20 protein-coding genes are annotated in these 21,616 nt (G+C 68.8%); 12 read left to right on the plus strand and 8 right to left on the minus strand.

Features of this window, described 5'->3' with window-relative positions:
* Positions 1-98 precede the first annotated feature (98 nt).
* Positions 99-506 carry an ATP-binding protein gene (locus OHT21_RS01835; RefSeq protein WP_328766370.1) on the minus strand — a complete coding sequence of 136 codons (408 nt, stop codon included), beginning with the start codon at positions 504-506 and terminating at the stop codon, positions 99-101.
* A 154-nt stretch (positions 507-660) separates the two neighbouring features.
* On the opposite strand from OHT21_RS01835, the gene OHT21_RS01840 reads away from it, so the two are divergent.
* Positions 661-1,083: a DUF3662 domain-containing protein gene (locus OHT21_RS01840; protein WP_328766371.1), complete on the plus strand. Its 423-nt coding sequence runs from the start codon at positions 661-663 to the stop codon at positions 1,081-1,083.
* Between the two features lie 590 nt (positions 1,084-1,673).
* Here the strand turns inward: OHT21_RS01840 and OHT21_RS01845 are convergent.
* On the minus strand, positions 1,674-2,423 hold the full coding sequence (locus OHT21_RS01845) for a LysR family substrate-binding domain-containing protein (protein ID WP_328766372.1): 750 nt from the start codon (positions 2,421-2,423) through the stop codon (positions 1,674-1,676).
* A 173-nt stretch (positions 2,424-2,596) separates the two neighbouring features.
* Between OHT21_RS01845 and OHT21_RS01850 the strand changes: the two genes are divergently transcribed.
* The 3 genes from OHT21_RS01850 to OHT21_RS01860 all read left to right on the plus strand — a co-directional run bounded on the left by OHT21_RS01850 (position 2,597) and on the right by OHT21_RS01860 (position 5,689).
* The gene (locus OHT21_RS01850; protein WP_328766373.1) at positions 2,597-3,502 is read left to right on the plus strand and encodes a glycoside hydrolase family 16 protein; all 906 of its coding nucleotides are present in this window, start codon (positions 2,597-2,599) and stop codon (positions 3,500-3,502) included.
* Positions 3,503-3,584: 82 nt separating this feature from the next.
* Entirely contained in the window at positions 3,585-4,604 is a 1,020-nt protein-coding gene (locus tag OHT21_RS01855) for a Rieske 2Fe-2S domain-containing protein (protein ID WP_328766374.1), read from the plus strand.
* Between the two features lie 65 nt (positions 4,605-4,669).
* Positions 4,670-5,689: a glycoside hydrolase family 5 protein gene (locus OHT21_RS01860; RefSeq protein ID WP_328766375.1), complete on the plus strand. Its 1,020-nt coding sequence runs from the start codon at positions 4,670-4,672 to the stop codon at positions 5,687-5,689.
* Between the two features lie 59 nt (positions 5,690-5,748).
* On the opposite strand, the gene OHT21_RS01865 is transcribed toward OHT21_RS01860, so the two are convergent.
* Both OHT21_RS01865 and OHT21_RS01870 read right to left on the minus strand, forming a co-directional pair.
* Positions 5,749-7,134 carry an FAD-binding oxidoreductase gene (locus OHT21_RS01865; protein ID WP_328766377.1) on the minus strand — a complete coding sequence of 462 codons (1,386 nt, stop codon included), beginning with the start codon at positions 7,132-7,134 and terminating at the stop codon, positions 5,749-5,751.
* Positions 7,135-7,301: 167 nt separating this feature from the next.
* On the minus strand, positions 7,302-8,999 hold the full coding sequence (locus tag OHT21_RS01870; RefSeq protein ID WP_328766378.1) for a LuxR C-terminal-related transcriptional regulator: 1,698 nt from the start codon (positions 8,997-8,999) through the stop codon (positions 7,302-7,304).
* A gap of 538 nt (positions 9,000-9,537) precedes the next feature.
* On the opposite strand from OHT21_RS01870, the gene OHT21_RS01875 reads away from it, so the two are divergent.
* From OHT21_RS01875 to OHT21_RS01905, 7 genes are all read left to right on the plus strand, one after another.
* The gene (locus OHT21_RS01875) at positions 9,538-10,647 is read left to right on the plus strand and encodes an amino acid ABC transporter substrate-binding protein (protein ID WP_328766379.1); all 1,110 of its coding nucleotides are present in this window, start codon (positions 9,538-9,540) and stop codon (positions 10,645-10,647) included.
* Between the two features lie 7 nt (positions 10,648-10,654).
* Positions 10,655-11,542: a branched-chain amino acid ABC transporter permease gene (locus OHT21_RS01880; RefSeq protein ID WP_189322697.1), complete on the plus strand. Its 888-nt coding sequence runs from the start codon at positions 10,655-10,657 to the stop codon at positions 11,540-11,542.
* Positions 11,543-11,564: 22 nt separating this feature from the next.
* Complete coding sequence (locus OHT21_RS01885; protein WP_328766380.1) at positions 11,565-12,674, plus strand: branched-chain amino acid ABC transporter permease; 1,110 nt, start codon at positions 11,565-11,567, stop codon at positions 12,672-12,674.
* Positions 12,649-13,416 carry an ABC transporter ATP-binding protein gene (locus OHT21_RS01890; RefSeq protein ID WP_328766381.1) on the plus strand — a complete coding sequence of 256 codons (768 nt, stop codon included), beginning with the start codon at positions 12,649-12,651 and terminating at the stop codon, positions 13,414-13,416. The genes OHT21_RS01885 and OHT21_RS01890 overlap by 26 nt, the downstream gene beginning before the upstream one ends.
* The gene (locus tag OHT21_RS01895) at positions 13,406-14,182 is read left to right on the plus strand and encodes an ABC transporter ATP-binding protein (protein WP_328766382.1); all 777 of its coding nucleotides are present in this window, start codon (positions 13,406-13,408) and stop codon (positions 14,180-14,182) included. The genes OHT21_RS01890 and OHT21_RS01895 overlap by 11 nt, the downstream gene beginning before the upstream one ends.
* Positions 14,183-14,246: 64 nt before the next feature.
* Entirely contained in the window at positions 14,247-15,209 is a 963-nt protein-coding gene (locus OHT21_RS01900) for a hypothetical protein (RefSeq protein ID WP_328766383.1), read from the plus strand.
* A 22-nt stretch (positions 15,210-15,231) separates the two neighbouring features.
* The gene (locus tag OHT21_RS01905; protein ID WP_328766384.1) at positions 15,232-17,325 is read left to right on the plus strand and encodes a PQQ-dependent sugar dehydrogenase; all 2,094 of its coding nucleotides are present in this window, start codon (positions 15,232-15,234) and stop codon (positions 17,323-17,325) included.
* Positions 17,326-17,351: 26 nt separating this feature from the next.
* Here OHT21_RS01905 and OHT21_RS01910 read toward each other — a convergent pair whose 3' ends face one another.
* The 4 genes from OHT21_RS01910 to OHT21_RS01925 all read right to left on the minus strand — a co-directional run bounded on the left by OHT21_RS01910 (position 17,352) and on the right by OHT21_RS01925 (position 20,101).
* Complete coding sequence (locus OHT21_RS01910; protein WP_328766385.1) at positions 17,352-18,902, minus strand: MFS transporter; 1,551 nt, start codon at positions 18,900-18,902, stop codon at positions 17,352-17,354.
* Between the two features lie 184 nt (positions 18,903-19,086).
* Positions 19,087-19,389, minus strand: a complete 303-nt coding sequence (locus OHT21_RS01915; protein WP_328766387.1) for a hypothetical protein — start codon at positions 19,387-19,389, stop codon at positions 19,087-19,089.
* A complete protein-coding gene (locus OHT21_RS01920; RefSeq protein ID WP_328766388.1) occupies positions 19,377-19,598 on the minus strand; it encodes a hypothetical protein in 222 nt (73 codons plus the stop codon). The genes OHT21_RS01915 and OHT21_RS01920 overlap by 13 nt, the downstream gene beginning before the upstream one ends.
* Before the next feature lie 182 nt (positions 19,599-19,780).
* Positions 19,781-20,101: a GYD domain-containing protein gene (locus OHT21_RS01925; RefSeq protein WP_328766389.1), complete on the minus strand. Its 321-nt coding sequence runs from the start codon at positions 20,099-20,101 to the stop codon at positions 19,781-19,783.
* Positions 20,102-20,243: 142 nt separating this feature from the next.
* Here OHT21_RS01925 and OHT21_RS01930 point away from each other — a divergent pair, with 142 nt between their 5' ends.
* A complete protein-coding gene (locus OHT21_RS01930) occupies positions 20,244-21,566 on the plus strand; it encodes a hypothetical protein (protein ID WP_328766390.1) in 1,323 nt (440 codons plus the stop codon).
* Positions 21,567-21,616: the final 50 nt, after the last annotated feature.

Genomic DNA, 21,616 nt, shown 5'->3' on the forward strand with positions numbered 1-21,616 from the left:
GGGCGGGTTCGTGGAGGGTGCGGGGCACTGGGTTGGTCCGGGCGCCCAGTCGTGGCGCGGCGCCCGGACCTGCTCCCTGGCAGGGTGACAGCGACCCCTTAGTGGGACAACGGCAGGACTGCGGACACCGTCTTTCCTCGGGGTCCGATGCTGACCCGCACATCTGCGGACAGCTCGTGCACCAGGTGCCAACCGAACCCACCCGGTTTGACCGCGTCAGTCCGCCGCGGCTGCGGGGCGGTGGTGCTGGCGTCTTCTACCGACACCGTCACTGTTCCCGGTCCGGCCGTCAGATTGAGTCGGGTCACCCCGCCGGCGTGCCGGACCGCGTTGGTGACCAGTTCCGACACCACGAGCAGCACGGCATCCGTCTCGGCTCCAGCACGTGCGGCTACCGCGGACAAGAATCCGCGCGCCACATTCCTCGCCCGTTCCGCGCTCTGCGGACTTGTCAGTTGGAGGGGTTGGTGGTCTTCCCCTTCTTCCTCGGATGAATGCACGATCACAGGCCTCCGGTGGTGGACGCTGACCTTTTTCTCGCTTGCCCAGAGAAACTTGAGTCATCCCCCGACACGCGAACGCACGTCAGCGCCCGTATCCGTCTGGGTCAACACCCGTACGGAGGAGTGTGCCCAGCAATGCGGCGGGCAGCGGCAGAGGATGAAATCCCTCACCGCCCTGGAACAGGCCATGGAGCGATGGAGCAATGCTCTGTGGACCCTGCTCATCCCGCCCGTCCACAGACAACAGGACCAAACAGAGCTGGTGAGGACACTGCACCAGGAATGCGACGACCGTGCCTTGATTCTGGACCGGCAACGCATCCTGGTGCCCAATGTCTTCGTCATCGAACTGCCGCCGGAGTCGCATCGGCAACTGGCCGACAGCAGAGGCCCGTTGGACAACTACCTGTCGAACCACGTGCGCAGGCACGCCGCGGAGCAGGGCTACTCGTTCGCCGGACCGGTTGCCGTCCGGCTCACCGAGGTGGAGGGGAACAAGGTCGGCCGTTTCCGGGTCCGCAGTTGCATCGCCCCCACCGGCGCCTCCGGCGGTTGTGCGGTTGGGTTCGTTGTCGACTGACGGTTCGTCGTGGCTGGTCGCGCAGCCGTGCGGGGTGCCTCCGGCGGTTGGGCGGGTGCGGCGCCGTCGTGGCTGGTCGCGCAGTTCCCCGCGGGGTGCCTCCGGCAGTTGGGCGGCTGACGGTCCGTCGTGGCTGGTCGCGCAGTTCCCCGCGCCCCTGGGGTACGTGGTGGGTGCGGGGCCGCGGGCCGGTGCGTCAGCCCGTCGCCAACAGGGCATACGACCCCGTACTGACACAGGGCGCAGCAGTGCCCAGACCGAAGCTAAGCGACGGGCATAGGACGCACCGGCCCACGTCCCCTCCCACCGGAGGGAAGGTGCGGGTAGTCGGGGGTCCGGGCTTCCCGCGCGGGCTGGTACGAGGGCGCGAGCTCCTTCCGGGACGCGGGCCCCTTCCGGGGCGCGGGCCATTTCGGGTTCGCTTGCTCTTCCGGGTGCGGGCAGTCGCAGGCTTTTCAGGGGCGCGGGGAACTGCGCGACCAGCCACAACGCACCCGCAGCCGCGACGCGCAGTGTGACCCACCACCCCCTGGCGGGGGCCTGGGGCGCAGCCCCAGCTTCGGGAAGGGGCGGGATTGGGGAATTGCCACCTACGACCGACGCCGAGGCTTCCCACGCCTGCCACCCTTCGCTCCGCCGCCGCTTCCACGGCTTCTGCCGCTCGAGGCGGGCTTCCGGCGGCCGTCCGCCGCTTCGCGGCGCTTGGCCTTCGGCTGCGCGGGAGCCGGCGTACGCCCGCGCGTGCTGTTGACCGTCCGGCCACGGACGATCCCGATGAAGTCCTCAACCAGCTCGGTGGTCGCGTCCTCGGGCCACGCCAGCGCAACGCTCGACTGAGGCGCATCGACCACAGGCCGGAACGTGAGGTCCTTGCGATGGTGCAGACGGGCCAACGACTGTGGGACGACGAGCAGCCCCACCCCCGCCGCCACGAGCTCAATGGCATCCGCCGTCGTGGCAGGCCGCTCAATGGCGGGACGCCCCGGCAACCGCTCCCAGGAGAGCACGTCATCGAGCGGATGGAACACGACGTCGTCGGCAAGATCCCCGACGCTCACCTCATCCGCCGCCGTCACCAGGTGCTCCTTCGGCACCACGACCACCGTCGACTCGGTGTAGAGAGGGATCGCACTGAAGACCGTACGGTCGACCGGAAGCCGCACCACCCCCACATCGGCGCCCCCGCTCCTCAACACATCGGACGCCTCAGCGGCCGGCACATCGACGAGGGTCAGCGGAACATCGGGCAGCCGCTCGCTCCAGATCCGCACCCACTTGGCGGGCGTCACCCCCGGAACGTACGCGAGGCGAAACGAGGGAGATGCTTCCGAGCCAGTCACTCCGCCAGGCTACCGGGCGTGGCCGGACGCCTCGTACGCGGTCGACGGCGGAGCCCGACGGTCCGGTACGCGTCGCGTACGAGGGATGGCGCCGCCCCTGCCCCACCGCCAGGATGCTCCTTCGCGCAGCACGTCCCACCGCACACGGGCCGAGAAGCCGAAGGAGCCTCCCGATGGGTTCACACGCAGCGCCGAACCGCCGTAAGCGCGCCCTGTTGCCGCCCCTCGGTCTCATGCTCCTGGCCGTGCTCCTCGGCGTCCCCCGTGCCGACGGGGCGCCCGCGCCGGCCGACGCCTGCCGCACCACCGGCACCGAACTGCCGCGCGGCGACTGCGGCCCGTTCTGGCAGGTCCTCGCGGAGGACTTCAACGGGGACCGAGTGCCGCTGGGCGCGTTCAGCGACTGCGATCACCATGTCGACACCTCGGCCGCGTACTGCCGGGGCCTGAGCGGTGCGTACCGGGACAACTGGTGGGCGTATCCGACGGGTTGGCCCGACACCGCGCGCGACCGGGGCCGGGAGGTTGTGGGTGTCTACCACCCGGAGGACACCGTGAGCGTAGGTCCCGCGGAGAACGGCGACGGCAGGATGCGTATCCGGATGTGGCGGCCCGCCGACGGAGGTCCGGTGCACGCCGCGGCAGTGGTGCCGCGTGCCGTCATGCAGATGAAGTACGGCAAATACAGCGCCCGTATCAAGGTGACGAAGCTCGCTCCGGGCTACAAGTCCGCCTGGCTGCACTACGGCGGAGGCTGCGAGATGGACCACCCCGAAGGCGAGTGGACCGGCCAGCTCACCGCCTTCCATCACCCCTGCGGTGGGGGCGAGCAGGGCTACTTCCCGGGGGCCGACGACTGGACCGAGTGGCACACCGTCTCGACCGAGTGGACGCCGGGGCATGTGCGGTTCTTCGTGGACGGCCGGCAGACGGGCCACGACACCCGAGGCGTCCCGAACCGCCCCCTGTCCTGGGTGCTCCAGAACGAAAGCGCCCTGCAGGGGCCGGGAGCGGCTCCGGGCAGCAGCGCCCAGCTCGAGGTCACGTGGGTCGCCGCGTACGCGTACGGCTGGAAATGATGCCGACCGGAACCGAGACCCTGCCGGTGGAGACGGCCGATATCTGACGGCCCGTCGGGGAGACCAAGTTAGCCTCGGCGCCATGTCTTTTCGTCGTAGCCATGACACCCTCGCTGCCCTGCCGCGTGATCCGCGCGCCGACGCGTACCCGATGCCGACTGTTCCGCATGGGTGGTACGCCGTTCTCCGCAGCGCCGAGTTACGCCCCGGCCGGGTCGTCAGCCTGCACTACTTCGGGCGTGCCCTCATCGCCTTCCGTGGAGCGGACGGTCAGCCGGCCGTGCGGGACGCGCACTGTCCGCACTACGGGGCGCATCTGGGCGTGGGCGGGAAGGTCGTGGACGGGACGGTGGAGTGCCCGTTCCACGGGTGGCGGTTCGGTGCGGACGGGCGGTGTGTGGAGGCGCCGTTCGCGGTCCGGACGCCGAAGGTGTCCATCGGCGGCTTTCCAGTTCGTGAGCACAGCGGGCTGGTCTTCGTGTACGCCGGGCCTGGCGAGCCGGCGTGGGACGTGCCGGAGATCCCGGAAGCGGCGGACAGGGACTTCGCCAAGCCGATCGACGACACCTGCCGGGCGCGTATCCATGTCCAGGAGATGCGCGAGAACATCGTGGACGAGTCCCACTTCCACTTCATCCACGGCCAGAGCGAACCGCCCGTACAGGACCTGCGGACGGACGGGCCCTTCGCCGAGGTCCGCGGCCGGATCGGGCGGCGCGTACTCGGCTGGGACATCAACAACACCTTCGATGCGTTCATGTACGGACCGGGCGTCATGGTGGTCCGCTCCCACGGGCCCGTCCTCTCGGTCACCGCGGTCGCCCTGACGACGCCCGTCGACGACCGCATGAGCGAGATGCGGATGCTGTACTACCTCCGCAAGCCGGCCCGGCTGCCGTTCCTGGTGCCTCTTCTCAAGCTCGTCTTCCGGGCGGAGGCCCTGGGCGAGGTGCGCGAGGAGGTCCGGATCTGGGATCACAAGATCCACCAGTCGCGCCCGGTCCTGCTGCCCCATGAGAAGGGCATCCGGGCGCTGCGGCGCTGGTACGCCCAGTTCTATCCGTCCGAGGTCCCGGTCGACCAGCTGCACAGTCGGTCTTGACGTGTTAATGACAACGATTGATGGTGATCGCCAGCGCTCCCACCTGACTCAGAGAAGAGAACACCATGCGCAGCACCCGCCACTTGCCTTTACGGATCGCCCCGGCTCTCGGCCTCGTCGCCGCCCTGCTCCTCCCCCTGCTCGGCCTCGGCGCCCCAGCTCATGCCGCCGCCACCGGCTTCCGCATCGAGAACGGCCGGCTGCTGGAGGCGTCAGGGAACGACTTCGTGATGCGGGGGGTCAACCACGCTCACACCTGGTTTCCGGACCGGATCAGCTCGCTCGCGCACATCAAGGCGAAGGGCGCCAACACCGTACGGGTCGTCCTCTCCAGCGGTGACCGGTGGACCCGTAACGACGCCGCCGACGTGGCCAACGTCGTCGGCCAGTGCAAGCAGAACCGGCTCATCTGCGTGCTGGAGGTCCACGACACGACCGGTTACTGGGAACAGAGCGGAAGTGTCTCGCTCTCGCGGGCCGCGGATTATTGGATCAGCGTGCAGAGCGCGCTGAGCGGCCAAGAGGACTACGTCATCGTCAACATCGGCAACGAGCCGCACGGGAACCTCAATTTCCTGAGCTGGACGGCGGACACGAAGGCCGCGATCCAGAAGCTCCGCGGCGCCGGGCTCGACCACACGATCATGGTTGACGCGCCCAACTGGGGCCAGGACTGGGCGTTCACCATGCGCAACAACGCCGCCTCGGTCTTCGCCTCGGACCCGGACGCCAACACGATCTTCTCCGTCCACATGTACGGCGTCTTCGACACCGCCGCGGAGGTCCGCGACTATCTGAACCGCTTCGTCACCGCGAAACTCCCCATCGTGGTGGGCGAGTTCGGCCACAACCACTCGGACGGCAACCCCGACGAGGACGCCATTTTGGCCACCGCCCAGCAGCTCGGGCTCGGCTACCTCGGCTGGTCCTGGAGCGGCAACGGCGGCGGGGTCGAGTACCTGGACATGGTCACGAACTTCGACCCGAACCAGCTCACCAGCTGGGGTCAGCGAATCTTCAACGGCCCGAACGGCATCGCCGCCACCTCCGAGGAGGCCGCCATCTACTCCTCCGCATCATCCTGAACAGGTCCACCTGCTCACTGGCTCGACCGCGCCCTGGGAGGCCGACATCGAACGATCTCTCAGGGAGCGATGTTGTGGTTCAGGCGGAACAGGTTGCCGGGGTCGTAGCGCCGTTTGACGGACCTCAAACGGTCATAGTTCTGCCGGTAGTTGGCTCGCACCCGGTCCTGGTCGTCGGCGTCCATGAAGTTCACGTAGCCGCCCCCCGTCGAATGGGGTTCCAGTGCCGCTGCGAAGGCACGCGCCCAGTCGATGTTCGCCTCGCACTCGGAGCGAGTCGGCAGGGCAGGGCTGAGGGCGGTGGAGAAGTCTGCGTCGCGATAGGCGAACGCGGTCTCCTCGGGTCCCACCCGATGGCAGGCACCGTCGATGGGGAACACGACCGTCGCGCTCTGGATGGTGGGCGTGGTCGCGCCGTACTCGGTGTAGGCGTCGATCGCACCGTCGGGGAGGCCTCTGCTGAAGGAGCCCTTCCAGTAGTGGTAGAGGCCGGCGGGCAGCAGCTCGTCGAAGAGCGTGTTGATGACGGGGTACGGCATCCGCGCGACATGCTGTCCCACGACCGGGCCGAGGCCGGCAAGCCGGGCCAGGATCCGGTCGTCCTCGTCCTCGGGGCCGCTGAAGCACGTGAGAACCCCGCACATCGGCCGACCGTGCCAGCGCTCGGGCAGGAACGGCAGCGGCGGACCGAGCCCGACGACCAGCAGGGCGTTGAACTCCTCGGCGGAATCGGCGATCAGTTCGCGGTAGGCCCGTATCACGTCACCGTCGAGCGGATAAAACGTCGGTCCGCCGAGAATGTCGGCCACCGGGTGCAGCCGGTACTCGAAGGATGCGACGACCCCGAAGTTGCCGCCTCCGCCGCGTACGGCCCACATCAGGTCGGCGTTGTGCTCGTCGGTGCAGGTCAAGAACGATCCATCGGCCGTGACCAGGTCGACGGAGATCAGGTTGTCACAGGCCAGCCCGCACCGCCGGGCCAGATGGCCCATGCCCCCTCCGGTGGTCAGCCCGCCGATTCCCGTGGTGGAGACGACTCCGCCGGTGGTGGCCAGACCGAAGGCGTGCGTGGCGTGGTTGAAATCGGCCCAGGTGCAGCCGCCCTCGGCCCGAGCCGTGCGCCTCTCGGGATCGACCCGGATCCCACGCATGGCGCCGAGGTCGAGTACGACACCTTCGTCGCAGGTGCCGTAGCCGGGGACGCTGTGGCTGCCACCGCGGACGGCCAGGAGCAGTTCGTGGTCCCGGGCGAAGTTCACCGTGGCCCTGATGTCGCCCGCGTCCGCCGCCCGCACGATGATCGCCGGACGCTTGTCGTGCATCGCGTTGTAGACGGTGCGGGCTTCGTCGTAGTCCGGGTCCCCGGGCTCGATGATCTCGCCCCGGATGGCCTCCCTCAGCCGCTCCGTCAGCGTCTCGTCGAGGGCGGGTGTGTAGGTGGTCATGGCCACCACCGGCTTTCCGTGTGCTCGGGAAGGAGTACGGCACCGTTGTAGGCACAGAGCTCGTCTCCGCTCATCGCCCGAACGGCCCATGTCGCCGGGACGGGCATGGCAAGAACAGCCCATGCGGCCGGACGGATGCGGTGCCAGGCCTGGAGGCCTGGCTTGGCCTAGGCGAGGCCGTGGGTGTAGGCGTACGCCGTGGCCGCGGCCCGCGACGGCACATCGAGTTTGGCGAAGATGTTGTTGAGGTGTCGCGCGACGGTGTGCTCGCTGATCATCAATTCGGAGGCGATGGACCGGTTGGTCCGGCCTGCGGCGACAAGGCGCAGCACCTCGGCCTCCCGCTCGGTGAGCCCGCCCGGGAGCTGATCCCGCACTGCGCTGAGCAGGGCTGCCGCCCGCCGCGCATCAGGCTCCGCGCCCAGCCGCTCGAAGGCCGCGTGCGCGGCCTGCAGCTCCAGTCGAGCGCCTTCGTCGTCCCCCGCCGCCCGGTCGGCGGCGGCGAGTGTCATACGGACCTGAGCCGCCTCGTACGGGACACCGAGTTCCTGCCACAGGGACAGTGCCCGCCGCAACAGGCGCTGCGCGCGGTCGAGGTCGTGCTCGGCCAGTGCCACCGCGCCGCTCGCCTGCGCGGAGGTCGCGTGCAGCACGGTCGTTCCTGACTCACGCCGCTGCTGCCACTCGCGCGCGGTCGACGCCAGTTCGCCCGCTGCCGTACGGGCCTCATCCATCTGACGGAGGGCAAGACAGACCTCCACCTGAGCCGCAAGCAGCCGACAGCGCTCGAGGCGGCCGGGTCCGCCGCCGTCCTCCCCGGCGAGGGCGAGCCGCAGGGCGGCGGACGCAGTGGCGGCCTTGCCTTGGGCGAGCCGCAGCAGGGCCAGGCCCGGCTGCGGGTCCCGGCCCAGTTCGTGAGCACGTTCGTACGAGGCCTCGGCCGCGGCCAGGTCGCCGCGCCGCCGCTGGATGCCGCCGGCCAGATAGAACACCTCGGCGGCCATCCGGGCCTCGTACGGCAGCAGCTCCTGGCAGGTCAGTGTCGCCTCGCTCTCCGCGGCCGGCCAGTCGCCTCGCAGTTCGAGCACCTCCACCCGATGGACGCGGCACAGTCCCCGGTAGTTGTTCTCCTCGGGCATCGACGCGCACCAGGCCATCGCTGCGTCGGTCCACTCGACGGCGCGTTCCAGGTCGGCGCAGGCCATGCACTGCTGAAGGCCCAGACAGTAGATCCACCCGGTGAAGAACGGGCTGAGCTCGCCCGCCATCACCGAGCACATGACCTCGTCGAGCAGGTCAAGTCCGCCGGCGATCCGTCCCTGGGCCAGCAGGACACCCGCCTGCGCATCGATGCTCATGGCAAGCAGATCGGCGCTGCCGCAACGCTCCGCGATGTCGGCCATCCGGCGCGCGCAGCTCATGGCCTCGCCGAACGCGCCACGCCGCTGTGCCTCCTCTGCCTCGACCCAGGCGAGATAGCACTGTTCGACACACTCGGGCTCACCGCTCAGATGGCGGCGCGCCCGCTGCAGCCAGCCCGCTGCCGCTGCCGTACGGCCCGCCAGTTGATGCTCGTAGAAGAGCATCCAGGCGCAGTACCCGGCCCGGCGGTCGACTCCCGCCGCGGCATAACCCGAGTAGGCCGCCATCCGTGCCTCGATCGACTCCGGAACCCGGCTGGTCCACCAAGCGGCGTCGGCGAGCGCGGCAAGGTCGTCAGGAGTCAGCCGGTCGTGGTCGAGGTCATGCAAGGCGGCATACGCCTCGGCCCAAGCCTCACGGGCGACCGCGTCCCTCGCCTGCTCGATCTCGTGGCAGAACGCCTGCGGGGCCGCCTGTTCGCTGCCGGTGGTCTCCTCGGACACGGTGCCTCCCTCCTCGCCCAGAGCGAGCCGGACACCACTCACCAGGATAGAAGCGCGCGGTCCGGGCAAGCACGAGAGCGCACAGCTGTCGAAGCCACGTTTCCGCATCAGACGAGGAGGACGAGGGCTCCGTCGCCCGCCGAGATCGCGGCGTATGAGGTTCGGGCCGGAGATGTCGTCCTCGGCCACAGGGAGCAGCCCGGTGACAGCGGCTCTCTTCCGGCGTTGCCGACCCCTTCGACTCACCCGCGCACGTCACGTCCCTCAACGTCGCACGAAGGACAACTGATACGTGCACGACTGTTGTCCAGACCGGTGGGACACAGCTTTCATAGTATGAAAGCGCCCTCGAAAGCGCTTTCGTGCACCACGGATTCCGGCCAGCCCATGCGGGTGACCAGCCGATGAGGGGTGTCCATCGATGAGACCAACACGCCGTCTACAAGGGAGAATCGCCGCAGGAACGCTCACTCTGGCGCTGGCCGCCAGTGGCTGTGGCGGTGATTCCGGTTCCGGAGATTCATCCGATGACTCCATCGTGATCGGTGTCTCCTTACCCCTCACCGGTGACTTCTCCGAACCCGGCAAGGGCGTCGAACGTGGCTACAAGGCCTGGGCGAAGATCGTCAACGACAAGGGCGGACTCCTCGGCCGTAAAGTCGAGTTGAAGATCCTTGACGACCAGTCGAATGCCGACCGCGTCGTCTCCGACTACGAGCAGCTGATCGGCCGGGACGAAGTCGACCTGGTCTTCGGCCCCTTCTCCACCCGGCTCGTCGTCCCCTCCGCCCGCGTGGCCGAGGAGTACGGCATGCTCTTCGTCGAACCGGCGGGAGCCGCACCCGAGGTCTTCGACCAGGGCTTCAAGAACCTCTTCTATGCCGCGCCGGCCGTCGCCAACGACCACTACAACCACCTGGCCGACTACCTCCTCGCCCTGCCGGCAAACGAGCGTCCCAAGACCGTCGCGTACGCCGCCATGGACGATCCCTTCGCCCAGGGAACCGCGTACGGACTCAAGGAGAAGCTGGAGAAGGGCGGCGTCAAGACCGTCGTCGACGAGGTCTACCCGCCCAACACCACCGATTTCGGCAGCATCGCCGCCAAGATCGCCGACTCGAAGGCGGACATGGTGGTGGGCGGTTCGCAGTACCAGGACGGCGTCAATCTGATCGTCGCCCTCCAACAGCTCGACTACCAGCCGAAGATGGCCGCCTTCTCCACCGCGCCCACCGAACCGGAGTTCGCGAAGGCCATCGGCAACAAGACCGAGGGCATCCTCGCGCCCACCGGATACACACAGAAGGCCGACTATCCGAGCAACAAGGAGTTCGTCGAGAAGTACACGAAACAGTTCGGCAAGGCCCCGGAGGAGGACGAGGCCAACGCGTACACCACCGGTCAGGTGGTCGCGGCGGCCGTCGAGGCCGCCGACTGCGCCTCCCAGGACCCCGAATGCCAGAGCAAGTTGGTCGACTGGCTGCGCGGCAACGAGGTGGAGACCGTCGTCGGACCGCTGAAGTGGGACGACAAGGGCCGCCCGCAGAGCGCGCACATGATCCAGCAATGGATCGACGGGGAGATCCAGATCGTGCTCCCCGAAGCGCAGAAGGAAGCGGATCTGGTCCACCCCAAGCCGGCCTGGTGAGGCCGGCGTGCCCTCCGCGAGCCTCGTCTTCCAGAGCGTCGTCCTCGGTGTGCTGCTGGGAGGGCTCTACGCCCTCCTCGCGGCAGGCCTGACCCTCTACTTCGGCGTCATGCGCGTCGTGATGATCGCCCACTCCGCCTTCCTGATCCTCGCCGCCTACCTCGCCTGGTACGCCCACCGGGAGACCGGCATCGATCCGCTGCTCACCCTGGTCGTCACCGTGCCGCTGTTCTTCGCGGCGGGCGTCGCCATGCAACGGCTGCTCCTCACCCGGCTCCGCCCCGCGACCCTCACCATGATGTCGGTGCTGCTCACCTTCTCGGTCGCCCTGACCATCGAGGGACTCCTCGGGTACGCGTTCAGCGGCACCCAGCGCCGGATCCGGCTCGGCTACAGCTCGGCCGGCTTCGAGTTCCTGGGGGCGAGAATCGCGGCGGTCAAGCTGATCGCCTTCGGTATGGCCGCGCTCGCCCTGCTGGGGCTCTATGTGCTGATGAAGCACAGCCGGTTCGGCCAGGCGCTGCGCGCCACCATCCAGCACCGGGAAGCCGCCCAGCTGCTCGGCATCGACACCGACCGGATCGCCGGCTACGGCTTCGGCCTCGGCCTCGCCACGGCGGCCGTCGGCGGCACGGCGCTCGCCCTCGACACCACCATCTACCCGTCCCTGCACTGGCATTGGATCGGCCCGCTGATGGCCATCATCGTCGTCGGCGGACTCGGCAGCGTGCCGGGAGCCGCCATCGCCGCCATGACGCTGGGCATGCTGCAGAGCCTGCTCCAACTGGAACTCTCCACCACCTGGGCGCAGACCGTCTTCTACGTCGCGCTCTTCGCCACCCTGGCCTTCCGGCCCCAGGGGTTCTTCGGGGGGCGGCTTGCGCAGAGGTTCTGAACTCCCATTCCGGGCGGGCAGGTTGCGTACGGGCACCCTGCTGCACGTCGGCGCTCTGGTGGCCGCCGTCGCGGTCGCCCTGTCCTTCCCGTCCATGGCCCCGAGCCCGTACGAGATCACCGTGGGCATCGCCATTCTCAACTTCGCGGTGTTGTCCACCTCCTGGAACTTCGTCGGCGGCTTCACCGGCTATATCTCGCTCGGGCACGGCGCCTTCGCCGGACTCGGCGCCTACGGCACGGGGTTGCTGGTCACCAAGGCCGAACTCCCGCCGTTCGCCGCGCTGTTCGTGGCAGCCGCCCTGGTGGCCGCGCTCGCCGTGCCGGTGGGCTACGCCGCCCTGCGCGTACGCGGCGCCTCCTTCGTCATCGTCTCCATCGCCCTGGTCCTCATCCTGCTGCTGGTATTCCAGAGCTGGGCCTCCTTCACCGGCGGCTCCCGGGGACTGGTCGTACCGCGGCCGTTCCCGGGCATGCTGCGCTCCGAGCACCACCGGACCTTCTATTTCCTGTTCGCCGCACTGCTCGCGGTGGCCCTGCTGACCTGGTGGATCATCGACCGCTCGCGATTCGGCATGGGTCTGAAGGCGATCCGCGAGGACGAGGACAAGGCCCAGTCGCTGGGCACGCCCACCTTCGCCTACAAGCTCATCGTCTTCGTGGTCTCCGCCGCCTTCACCTCGCTGGCCGGCGGGCTCTACGCGCTCTGGTTCGGCGATCTCGATCCGGTCTTCCAGTTCTCCATCCTCAGCGGGGCGTACATGGTGCTGATGGCGCTGCTGGGCGGCGTACGCCATCTGTACGGGCCGCTGCTCGGCGCCGTGATCGTCGGGTACGCCCTGGAGTACTCCAAGGTCGAGTACGGCGACACGCCCCTGCATCTGGTCGTGGCGGGGCTGCTGCTGGGCGTCGTCGTGATGTTCATGCCGGACGGGGTCATCCCGGCCGCCACCGCGCTGCTTGGCCGCTTCCGCAAGTCCGGCGAGACCTCCATTCGCGAGGTGACCGCCGCCGAACTGAAGCAGCGGCACGGACAGCGCGACGGAAACGACGGAACGGACGGTTCGGACGGTTCGGATGGTTCGGACGGTTCGGAGGTGAGGAACAGTGAACGAAGCGGAAGCGGCGGCTGAGCCCGGGACTCGGCCGAGTCTGGCAACCGTCGGCCTCAGCAAGGCCTTCGGCGGTGTCACCGCGCTCGACTCGGCCACCGTGACCTTCCACCACGGCAAGGTCAACGCCCTGATCGGTCCCAACGGCTCCGGCAAGACCACCTTCTTCAACTGCGTCACCGGGATGATCCGCGCGGACGCGGGCCGTACCACCTACCGCGGGCGCGACATCACCCGAAAACCTCCGCACCGGATCGCCCGCGCCGGCATCGGGCGTTCCTTCCAGCTGTGCCGTGTCTTCCCGCGGATGAGCGTGCTCGACAACCTCCTCGCCGCCGTACAGCCGTCCTCCCTCGCGGGGCAGCTCGCCCGCGCGGGCCGGAGGGAGGAGACCGAGCGGGCCCGTGGCTGGCTGTCGCGGATGGGCATCGAGCATCTGGAGCGGGCCGAGGCGCGCCAACTGTCCTGGGGGCAGCAGAAGTTGCTGGAACTCGCGGGTGTGCTGATGAGCGAGCCCGAACTGATCCTGCTGGACGAGCCGGCCGGCGGGGTCAACCCGGCGCTCATCGACCGCATCTGCGACCTGGTGCGCGAGCTCAACGCCGAGGGACGCACCTTCCTGATCGTCGAGCACAACATGGACCTGGTCATGAGCCTGAGCGACCACGTCGTCGTGTTCGACCGCGGCAGGCCGATAGCCGAGGGCCCGCCCTCCGTGATCCAGTCCGACGAACGAGTCCTCGGGGCATACCTTGGCGTCTGACACGCACACCGACACTGACTCCGCATCGCCTGCCTCTCCCTTCCTTCTCGAACTCGACGACATTCGGGCCGGATACGGCCGGGCAGCTCTGGTGCTGCGCGGGCTGACCGTCCAGGTCCCCGCCGGGGCGATCGTCTGCCTGGTCGGGCCGAACGGCGCGGGCAAGTCCACCGTCCTGAAGGTCGCCAGCGGACTTCTCGCCCCGCGCTCGGGCCGGGTGCTGGTCGACGGTAAGGACCTCACCGGCCATGGACCTCAGCGGATGCTGGCCGCCGGAGTCGCCCATGTCCTCCAAGGGCACAGCGTGTTCCGGGAGATGACGGTCGCCGAGAACGTGCTGCTCGGCGGCTACACCCTCCGGGACAAGCAACTCATCGCCGAGCGGGTGGAGTTCGTACGGGACCTCTTCCCGGTCGTCGGGGAGCGGTGGACGAGCCTGGCCGGGCTGCTCTCCGGAGGGCAGCAGAAGCAGGTGGAGTTCGCGCGTTCGCTGATGGTCAAGCCCCGGGTGGTGCTGCTCGACGAGCCGTCGATGGGGCTCGATCCCAAGGCGACCGGTGTCGTCTTCGAGCAGATCGTACGGATGCGGGATGCGGGCACCGCCGTCCTGCTCGTCGAGCAGAACGCGCGGCGCGCCCTGGAGGCCGCCGACACCGGCTGCGTCCTCGACCTGGGCCGGGTCCATGTCTCGGGCCCGGCACGGGAGTTGCTGGCCGATCCGCAACTGGGCGAGCTGTATCTCGGGGGCCGGCCCGCCCGCCGATGACGCGCCTCGCAGGCATGGCTCGTAGTCACGGCTCGTAGAAACGCCTCGCAAAGGAGCGAGTGGAATGTTCACGCGACGCAGACGGCACACGGCGGTGGCTCTCGCCGCCTTTCTGACAGCCCTGACCGCACTGGCATCGGCACCTGCCGAAGCCGGGGTGGACCGGGGTGCCGTACTCCCGTCCCTCAGGCCGTACTTGGCGGCGTACTACGACTTCGAGCACCCGGTGCGCGGCAACCCCGCGAGGGAGCGGGATCAGGGTTTTTCGCGTACCGACATCGACCTGGTGGGCGGCGGTGCGGCGATGCGTACGCGGGACGGGGCGCACGGGGGCAGCCGGACCTCGCTCCAGGTGCGGCAGGTGAATCCGGACGCCGCCGGCAACGACGACTGGAAGGCGGGCGTGTACGGGGCTTCGGGTGTGCCGAGTCTGCGGGCCTTCAACGCGGCCAAGGGGATGACCGTCATGGGCTGGTTCAAGGCGACCGGTCCGAACCCGGGCCGGAACAGCAACACGGCTGCCCCGGGCGACTATTACGGCGCCGTCGGCCTGGCGGGCGTGCTCTCCGGGGACTCCGACGGGCACGCGGTCCGCGGCCTGCTGGAGATCATCGAGGTGAACGGCGAACTGCGGCTGGTCGCCCTCGGCCGGCGCATAGATGGGGCGAGCTCCCAGACCTTCGCCGCCTCCGAGGACTGGCGGACCCTGCTGCCCGACGGTAAGTGGGTCTTCCTCGCCGCGAGCTTCGACTTCGACACCGGAGCCATGGCGCTCTACCGCAACGGGCAGCGGCTGGACGGTTTCTACACCGTCTCCGGCGACCCCTGGGACCTCTCGGGACCCGGACCGCACCGGGCCTCACCGACCGATCCCCGGGGCATCAAGATCGGCGGGAGCTTTCCGCAGAACACCGGTGAACGCAATCCCTGCGACTGCCGCATGGACAGCTTGATGTTCCTCAACCGGGCCGTGGACGGCGACCGCGTCCGGGCTCAGTACCGACTGGCGAACTCTGGCCGGCACTGAGCGCACCGAAGGAGTGATACCGATGACCACATCCCCTGGCGTCAGACCGAGATCCCTCGTACTGGCCCCTCTCCTTGTCCTCTCCCTACTGCTGTCGGCCCTCGTCTTCCTGCCCGGCACGGCGCACGCCGCGGCCGAGCCCATCACCGACCCCATCCCCGAGCGGCCCGCCACCTCCGGCATCGGGCTGACCGTCGAGGAGTACGCCTCCTTCCCGAAGACCGAGCCGCCGCCCGGCCCGGTCACCGATCCACGGCTGATACGTCACGCCCGGATCAACTACTTGAGCGAACTCCCCGACGGTTCGGGCCGGATGGCCGTCCCCGACCTCAACGGCAAGCTGTACTTCGTCGAGGACGGCGGCGGCAGCCCGCACGTCTACCTCGACATCGCCGCCACCTTCTCCCCCGCCTTCTTCGCCAGCCAGGGCCTCGGCCAGGGCTTCGGGTTCGTCACCTTCGACCCCGGCTTCAAGCGCAACGGCCGCTTCTACACCGTCCACACCGAACTGGCCTCCGCCACCACCGCCGTACCCGACTTCCGGCAGCAGGCGGCGACCAACTACCACGGCATCATCACCGAATGGACCGCCGACGACCCCTCGGCCGACACCTTCCAGGGCAGCCGCCGAGAGGTCCTGCGCATCGGCTTCGCGGGCCGGATCCACGGCATCCAGCAGATCGACTTCAACCCCAATGCCCGCCCCTACAGCTCCGATTACGGGCTCCTCTATGTCGCCGTCGGAGACGGCGGTCAAGGTGTCAGGAACACCGAGCCGCAGGACCTCTCCCTCCCCCACGGCAAGATCCTGCGCATCGACCCACGCGGCACGAACAGCGCCAACGGCGAGTACGGCATCCCGGCTCGGAACCCGTTCACCCGCACCCCCGGCGCACTGGGCGAGATCTACGCGTACGGCATGCGCGACCCGCACCGCTTCAGCTGGGACACCGGTGGCGGCCACCGCATGTACCTCGGTCACATCGGACAGCACGCCGTCGAATCCGTCTACGAGGTGCGCGCGGGCGACAACTTGGGCTGGAGCGAGCGCGAAGGCGCGTTCATCTTCGACAAGACGGCCGCCGACCCCTGCGACCAGATGCTCCCGCTTCCCGAGGACGACGAGAAGTACGGCTACACCTATCCCGTCGCCGCCTACGACCACGACCCGCCCGCCGACTGGAACTGCACCTCCGACGTGGGCCGCGCCATCGTGGGCGGCTTCGTCTACCGCGGCCACGACGTGCCTCAGCTGCGCGGCAAGTACGTCTTCGGTGACATCGTCGACGGCCGTCTGCTCTTCGCCGACTCCAAGGACATGCGGCGCGGCAAGAAACTGGCCCAGCTGTACGACCTGATGGTGTACGACGAGAGCGGCAAGCGCGTCACCATGCGGGACCTGGCCGGGGACACCCGGGTGGACCTGCGCTTCGGGCAGGACGCGGACGGCGAGCTGTATCTGCTCTCCAAGGCCAACGGCAAGATCTGGAAGGTCACCGGGACCCGGACGTTCGCCTCCTGCGACACCGGCGGCTCCACGCTCCGTAACGTCATGGCCGGACGGAACTGGGCTCCTGTCACCCCGTCGAAGTGGCGGTTCCCCGGCCATGAGGCCGTCCTCGCCGAGCCCGGAGTCCAGCGGCCCGGACCGCGCCGGCCCTTCGAGTACGCCGTGCTGACCGCGGGTCCGGCGGCTCTCGGCTCCGTACGGATCGATGCCGAGGTCCGTATCGACACCCCCGTCGAGATCACCAACCGGGACGTGATCATCGTCTTCGACTACCAGTCGGACACGAAGTTCTCCTACGCCCATCTGTCGACGGACAACACCATCTATCCGCACAACGGCATCTTCGTCGTCAACGACGCCGACCGGCTCCGGATCGAGGACCAGTGGAACGGCAGGACGGGCGCCCCACCGGCCATCACCGACAGCGACTGGCACAAGGTGCGGGTGGTGCGCTGCGCGGGCAACGGTGAGATCGCGGTGTACGTCGACGGCTCGAAGTATCCGCTGATGACGGCCGTCGACACCACGCTCGGCTCCGGCAGGGTGGGCTTCGGGTCGTTCGACAACATCGGGCGAATGCGAGGCCTGAAGGTCACGTACCGCTGAATCGCCCGCCCTGAAGGGCCTCGGTGTCAGACCGGGCCGAGGCCCTTTCCGCCCAGGCGTTCCAGGTCGGCGGGGCGGACCTGGATGACCACGACGGCGATCAGTGCGGCGAGTATGGCGAAGATCGCCGCCATGATGAAGGCGGCTGAGACGCCTGCGGTGAGGACCTCGTCGGCCCAGGGCGGCGGGAGGTCCCCGGTGCGCTCGAACCGCAGGCGTTCGGCCGGGGTTGCTTGCTCGAGGAAGCGCGGGACCTGCTTGTCGGCCTCGTTTCCGCTGGCCGTGCCGAACATCGTGACCAGGATGGACAGGCCGAGCGAACCGCCGACCTGCTGGGTGGCGTTGAGGAGTCCGGAGGCGGCGCCGGTCTCGTGTGTGGAGACGTTGGAGAGCGCCATGAGCGTGAGCGAGACGAACTCCATGCCCATGCCCAGGCTGAAGACGAGGATCGGGCCGAGGACGCTGCCCGCGTAGGTGGAGTGGACGTCGGTCAGGGTAAGCCAGGCCAGGCCGGTCGCCGCCAGGATGCCGCCCACCACCATGAAGGGCTTGGGGCCGTATCTGGGCAGGAACTGTGAGGCCAGCCCGGCGCCGATCGCGATGACCGCGCTGACCGGCAGGAAGGCGAGACCGGTCTGCAGCGGGCTGAAGTCCAGCACGTTCTGGGTGAAGAGGGTGAGGAAGAAGAACATGCCGAAGATCGCGGCGGCCAGGCACAGCATCATGCCGTAGGTGCCCGCGCGGTTACGGTCCGCGAACATGTGCAGGGGCGTGATCGGCTGTCTGGACTGCCTCTCGATCAGGATGAACACCGTGAGGATGACGACGGCCGCCGCGAACGAGGCCACCGTGAGCCCGTCCCGCCAGCCCTCCTGCGCAGCCCTGATGAATCCGTACACCAGCAGCACCATGCCCACGGTGGAGGTCAGCGCGCCGGCGATGTCGAAGTGGCCGGGATGGCGTTCCGACTCCTTGATCCAGCGGGGTATGGCGAGAGCGATGAGCAGCCCGATGGGGACGTTGACGAAGAGCACCCAGCGCCAGTTCAGCCACTCGACGAGGACTCCGCCCGCGAGCAGGCCGATGGCACCGCCGCCCGCCGAGACCGCGGCGAACACCCCGAAGGCCCGGTTGCGTTCGGGGCCTTCGCGGAAGGTTGTACTGACCAGGGAGAGGGCGGTCGGGGACGCGATGGCACCGCCGACGCCCTGGAGGGCGCGGGCGGCGAGGAGTTGGCCGGCGTTCTGCGCGAGTCCGCCGAGCAGGGAGGCGAGCACAAAGAGCAGCACGCCGAAGATGAAGACGCGCCGCCGGCCGAGGATGTCACCGGTCCGGCCGCCGAGCAGCAACAGCCCGCCGAAGGTGAGCGTGTACGCGTTGACCACCCAGGACAGGCTGGTGGTGGAGAACTCCAGAGAGCGCTGAATGTGCGGCAGCGCGATGTTCACGATGGTGATGTCCAGGACCACCATCAGCTGGCAGGACGCGATGACCAGCAGAGCCATCGCGTTTCCGCCACCGCCGGGTTCCTTGGTGGTGGCCTGCGCTGAAGGGGCCGGCTGCGGGCTGCTGGTCATGGCGTGTCGCACCCCCGGAGGTCGAACCCTCGCGAGGGATCAGCGAGCGGTTCCGTCCACTCCTGCTTGCACCGTTCGACGGTACGCCCGCCCGAGTGACGTCACCACTCGAGGCGGTGGCAGGCGGGTGTGGGGTACGGGAGATCCAAGTGCGCCGTCCCTTTTGGGGCGAGTGCGGGGTGCGTCAGGGTGCCGCGCACTGCGGGTCGTCGACGATCACCGCGTTCGACGGAAGGATCACCGCGTCCTCCTCGAACCTTGTGGTGACGTAGCCCCGCTTGCCGGCCCCGACGCACTTCGTGGCCAGGTTCCCGAAGCCGTCGGGGAAGTTGTAGACCTCCGCCGCGGTGTCCTCCCCTGCCCGGCCCTTCACCGGGGCGTCGCCCTTGCCCCGCTCGTCGTCGCGCTCCTGGGAGCAGCCGGTGAGCAGGACGGCGAACAGCAGCGCACCGCAGGTGGCGATGCCCGTCGTGCTCAGCCGGCGCATGACTTGTCCTCGACGATCTGGACGTTCGACGGAGCGCCCGCGTTCGTCGTGACATACGCGCGGAAGCCGTGCCCCACGCACTTGGTGGCGAGATTCCCGAAGCCGTCCGGCATGTTGTAGACCTCGGCCGGGGTGTCGTCGCCCTTCTTGCCCTTCACCGGGGCGTCGCCCTTGCCCCGCTTGTCGTCGTACTCCTGAGAACAGCCCACAAGAAGGCTTCCCGCAGCCAGTGCCACGGCCGCCGCCCAGACCGATGCTCGTACCCGCCTCATCAGAAGTCCCCCGTACCGGCAGATCGGATGGTGTCTCTGAAGACAGCGCGGTGGCCTGGTCCGGTTCCCCTGGTGGTCGAGTCTCTCGGCGGGCCATGGCCGTTTTGAGGAGCGGTGCGTCACGCACCCGGCGCGCGGTAGTCGACTTTCTGACGGGCCGCGTCGTCGATCTCGTCGGGCGACAGCAGGACGACCGTGCTCGTGCGTACGCCACCGGCCGCCGACGTGATCAGACCCATGGCCGCGGCAGAGGTGTTGCTGGGCAGGTCCACGGTGACGTAGGCGTCTTCGTCACCGAAAGCCCAGTACATCGACTCGACCCGGCCCCCGAGGCTCTGGACCATGCGATCGACGACCTCGCGACGCGCGGTACCGCCTTCTTTGAGCAGTCCTTGCAGTCCATCCACCGTCAGCTTGACCTTGAAGAGGTATTTCGACATCGGCTCGGCCTTTCACTCACGTCCAGTACATCCATGTGGTTGCGCTTCCTCCCCAGCTTTCTTCCGTGGGGTGCCCTCCGTCTCCGGCAGGGCCGCCATACGGCTTACTGCCGCCCGGCGCCGATGGACTTAGGGTTCTTGTGTGAAGGCCTTCGCGCGGGCCGAGCTGCGGCGCGATCTGGCCGGTGTCGTGTACGTACCTGCCGCGCAGGACCCCGACCGGCTCGGAGCGGCGCTGCGGGCCGAGGACGCGCTCGTCGCACTGCAGGTGCGGTACGGCGGGTCCGACCCGGAGCACGCGCCATGGCTCGTTGCCGCGCGTCCCTTCCCGCTCGGGCCGGGTCTGACGCGGCAGCTCGAACGCCTCGGGGCCGCCGTCTTCGCGCTGTGCGACACGGCGCAGGATCTGTATGCGGAGGGGGATCCGCACGTCCGGGCCGCCCTGGACATCGGTGTGCCCGAGGATCTGCGCGGTCGCGACCTGGAGCGCCGTATCGAGTTGTTCCGGCTCGATGTCGTCGTGAGCCAGGGCATACCGCGGGTGACCGAGGTCGAGGAGGCCTTCGGCAACGTCGGGAAGATGCACGCCTTCGAGCGGGCGTACGGCGTGGGTGCCGACGAGCTGTTCCGTGCCTTCCATCGGCGCGGAATCGAGCGGATCTGGATGGACGACCAGTACCCGACGTACCTGCCGGAGAACGAACTCGCCGCCCGCCGCATGCGGGAGCAGTTCGGCCGCCCGGTGGAGGTGGAGTTCTTCTCCCGTTTCCATGACGACGGGCGCAGGGGCTGGCGTTTCTGCTACGTCAAGGAGCTGCGGCAGTACGGAGCGCCCCTGCGCCGGGAGATCTTCGCCGCGGCGGAGCGGCTGATCAACCCGCTGTTCCACGGCTTCGGCACCAAGGCCCTGCTCCCGCTGGTCTGGGACCCGGCCCTGGAGTCCCCGATCGCCGAGCGGCTCGGGGCAGAGGCCACGAGCGTGCTCCGCGCCTGCGTCCCGTGGTCGCAGGTGTTGCCGACCCGGCCCGACCCGGAGCTTGTCGAGCAGTTCAAGCCGTGTGGCCGCGAGAAGGTGCTGAAGGTGATCGACTCCGACGCCTCGGAGTTCACCTGGGGAAGCCGGGGGGTCTTCTTCGGCGACCACTCGGCCGGGCGGTGGCGGGGCGCGCTGGACGCGGCCGCCGCCGGTCACGTCCCTGGGTGTCCCGAGGCCACCGGCTCCCGTTTCGTGATCAGTGACCTGGTCGACAGCGACCGGTTCGACGTGGAGTTCCTGCACCCGCAGAGCAGACAGCTGTGCCTGCTGCCGAGGGCGCGTATCCGCCTTACCCCGATCTACGCCCGCGAGGCGCACGGCAGCGAACTCCTGGGCGGCCACGCCACGTTCGTCAACACCAGCCGCAAGGTCCACCTGGGCCACCATGCCGTCTGCACGCCGTTCGTCCTGTCCTGCGCCCGGGCCTGACGACGCCGTAAAAGATCTCCATCAGTTGGTCCGTGAGGATTCCCTGTCCG

It is taken from the genome of Streptomyces sp. NBC_00286, from assembly GCF_036173125.1.
Classification (GTDB): Bacteria; Actinomycetota; Actinomycetes; order Streptomycetales; family Streptomycetaceae; genus Streptomyces.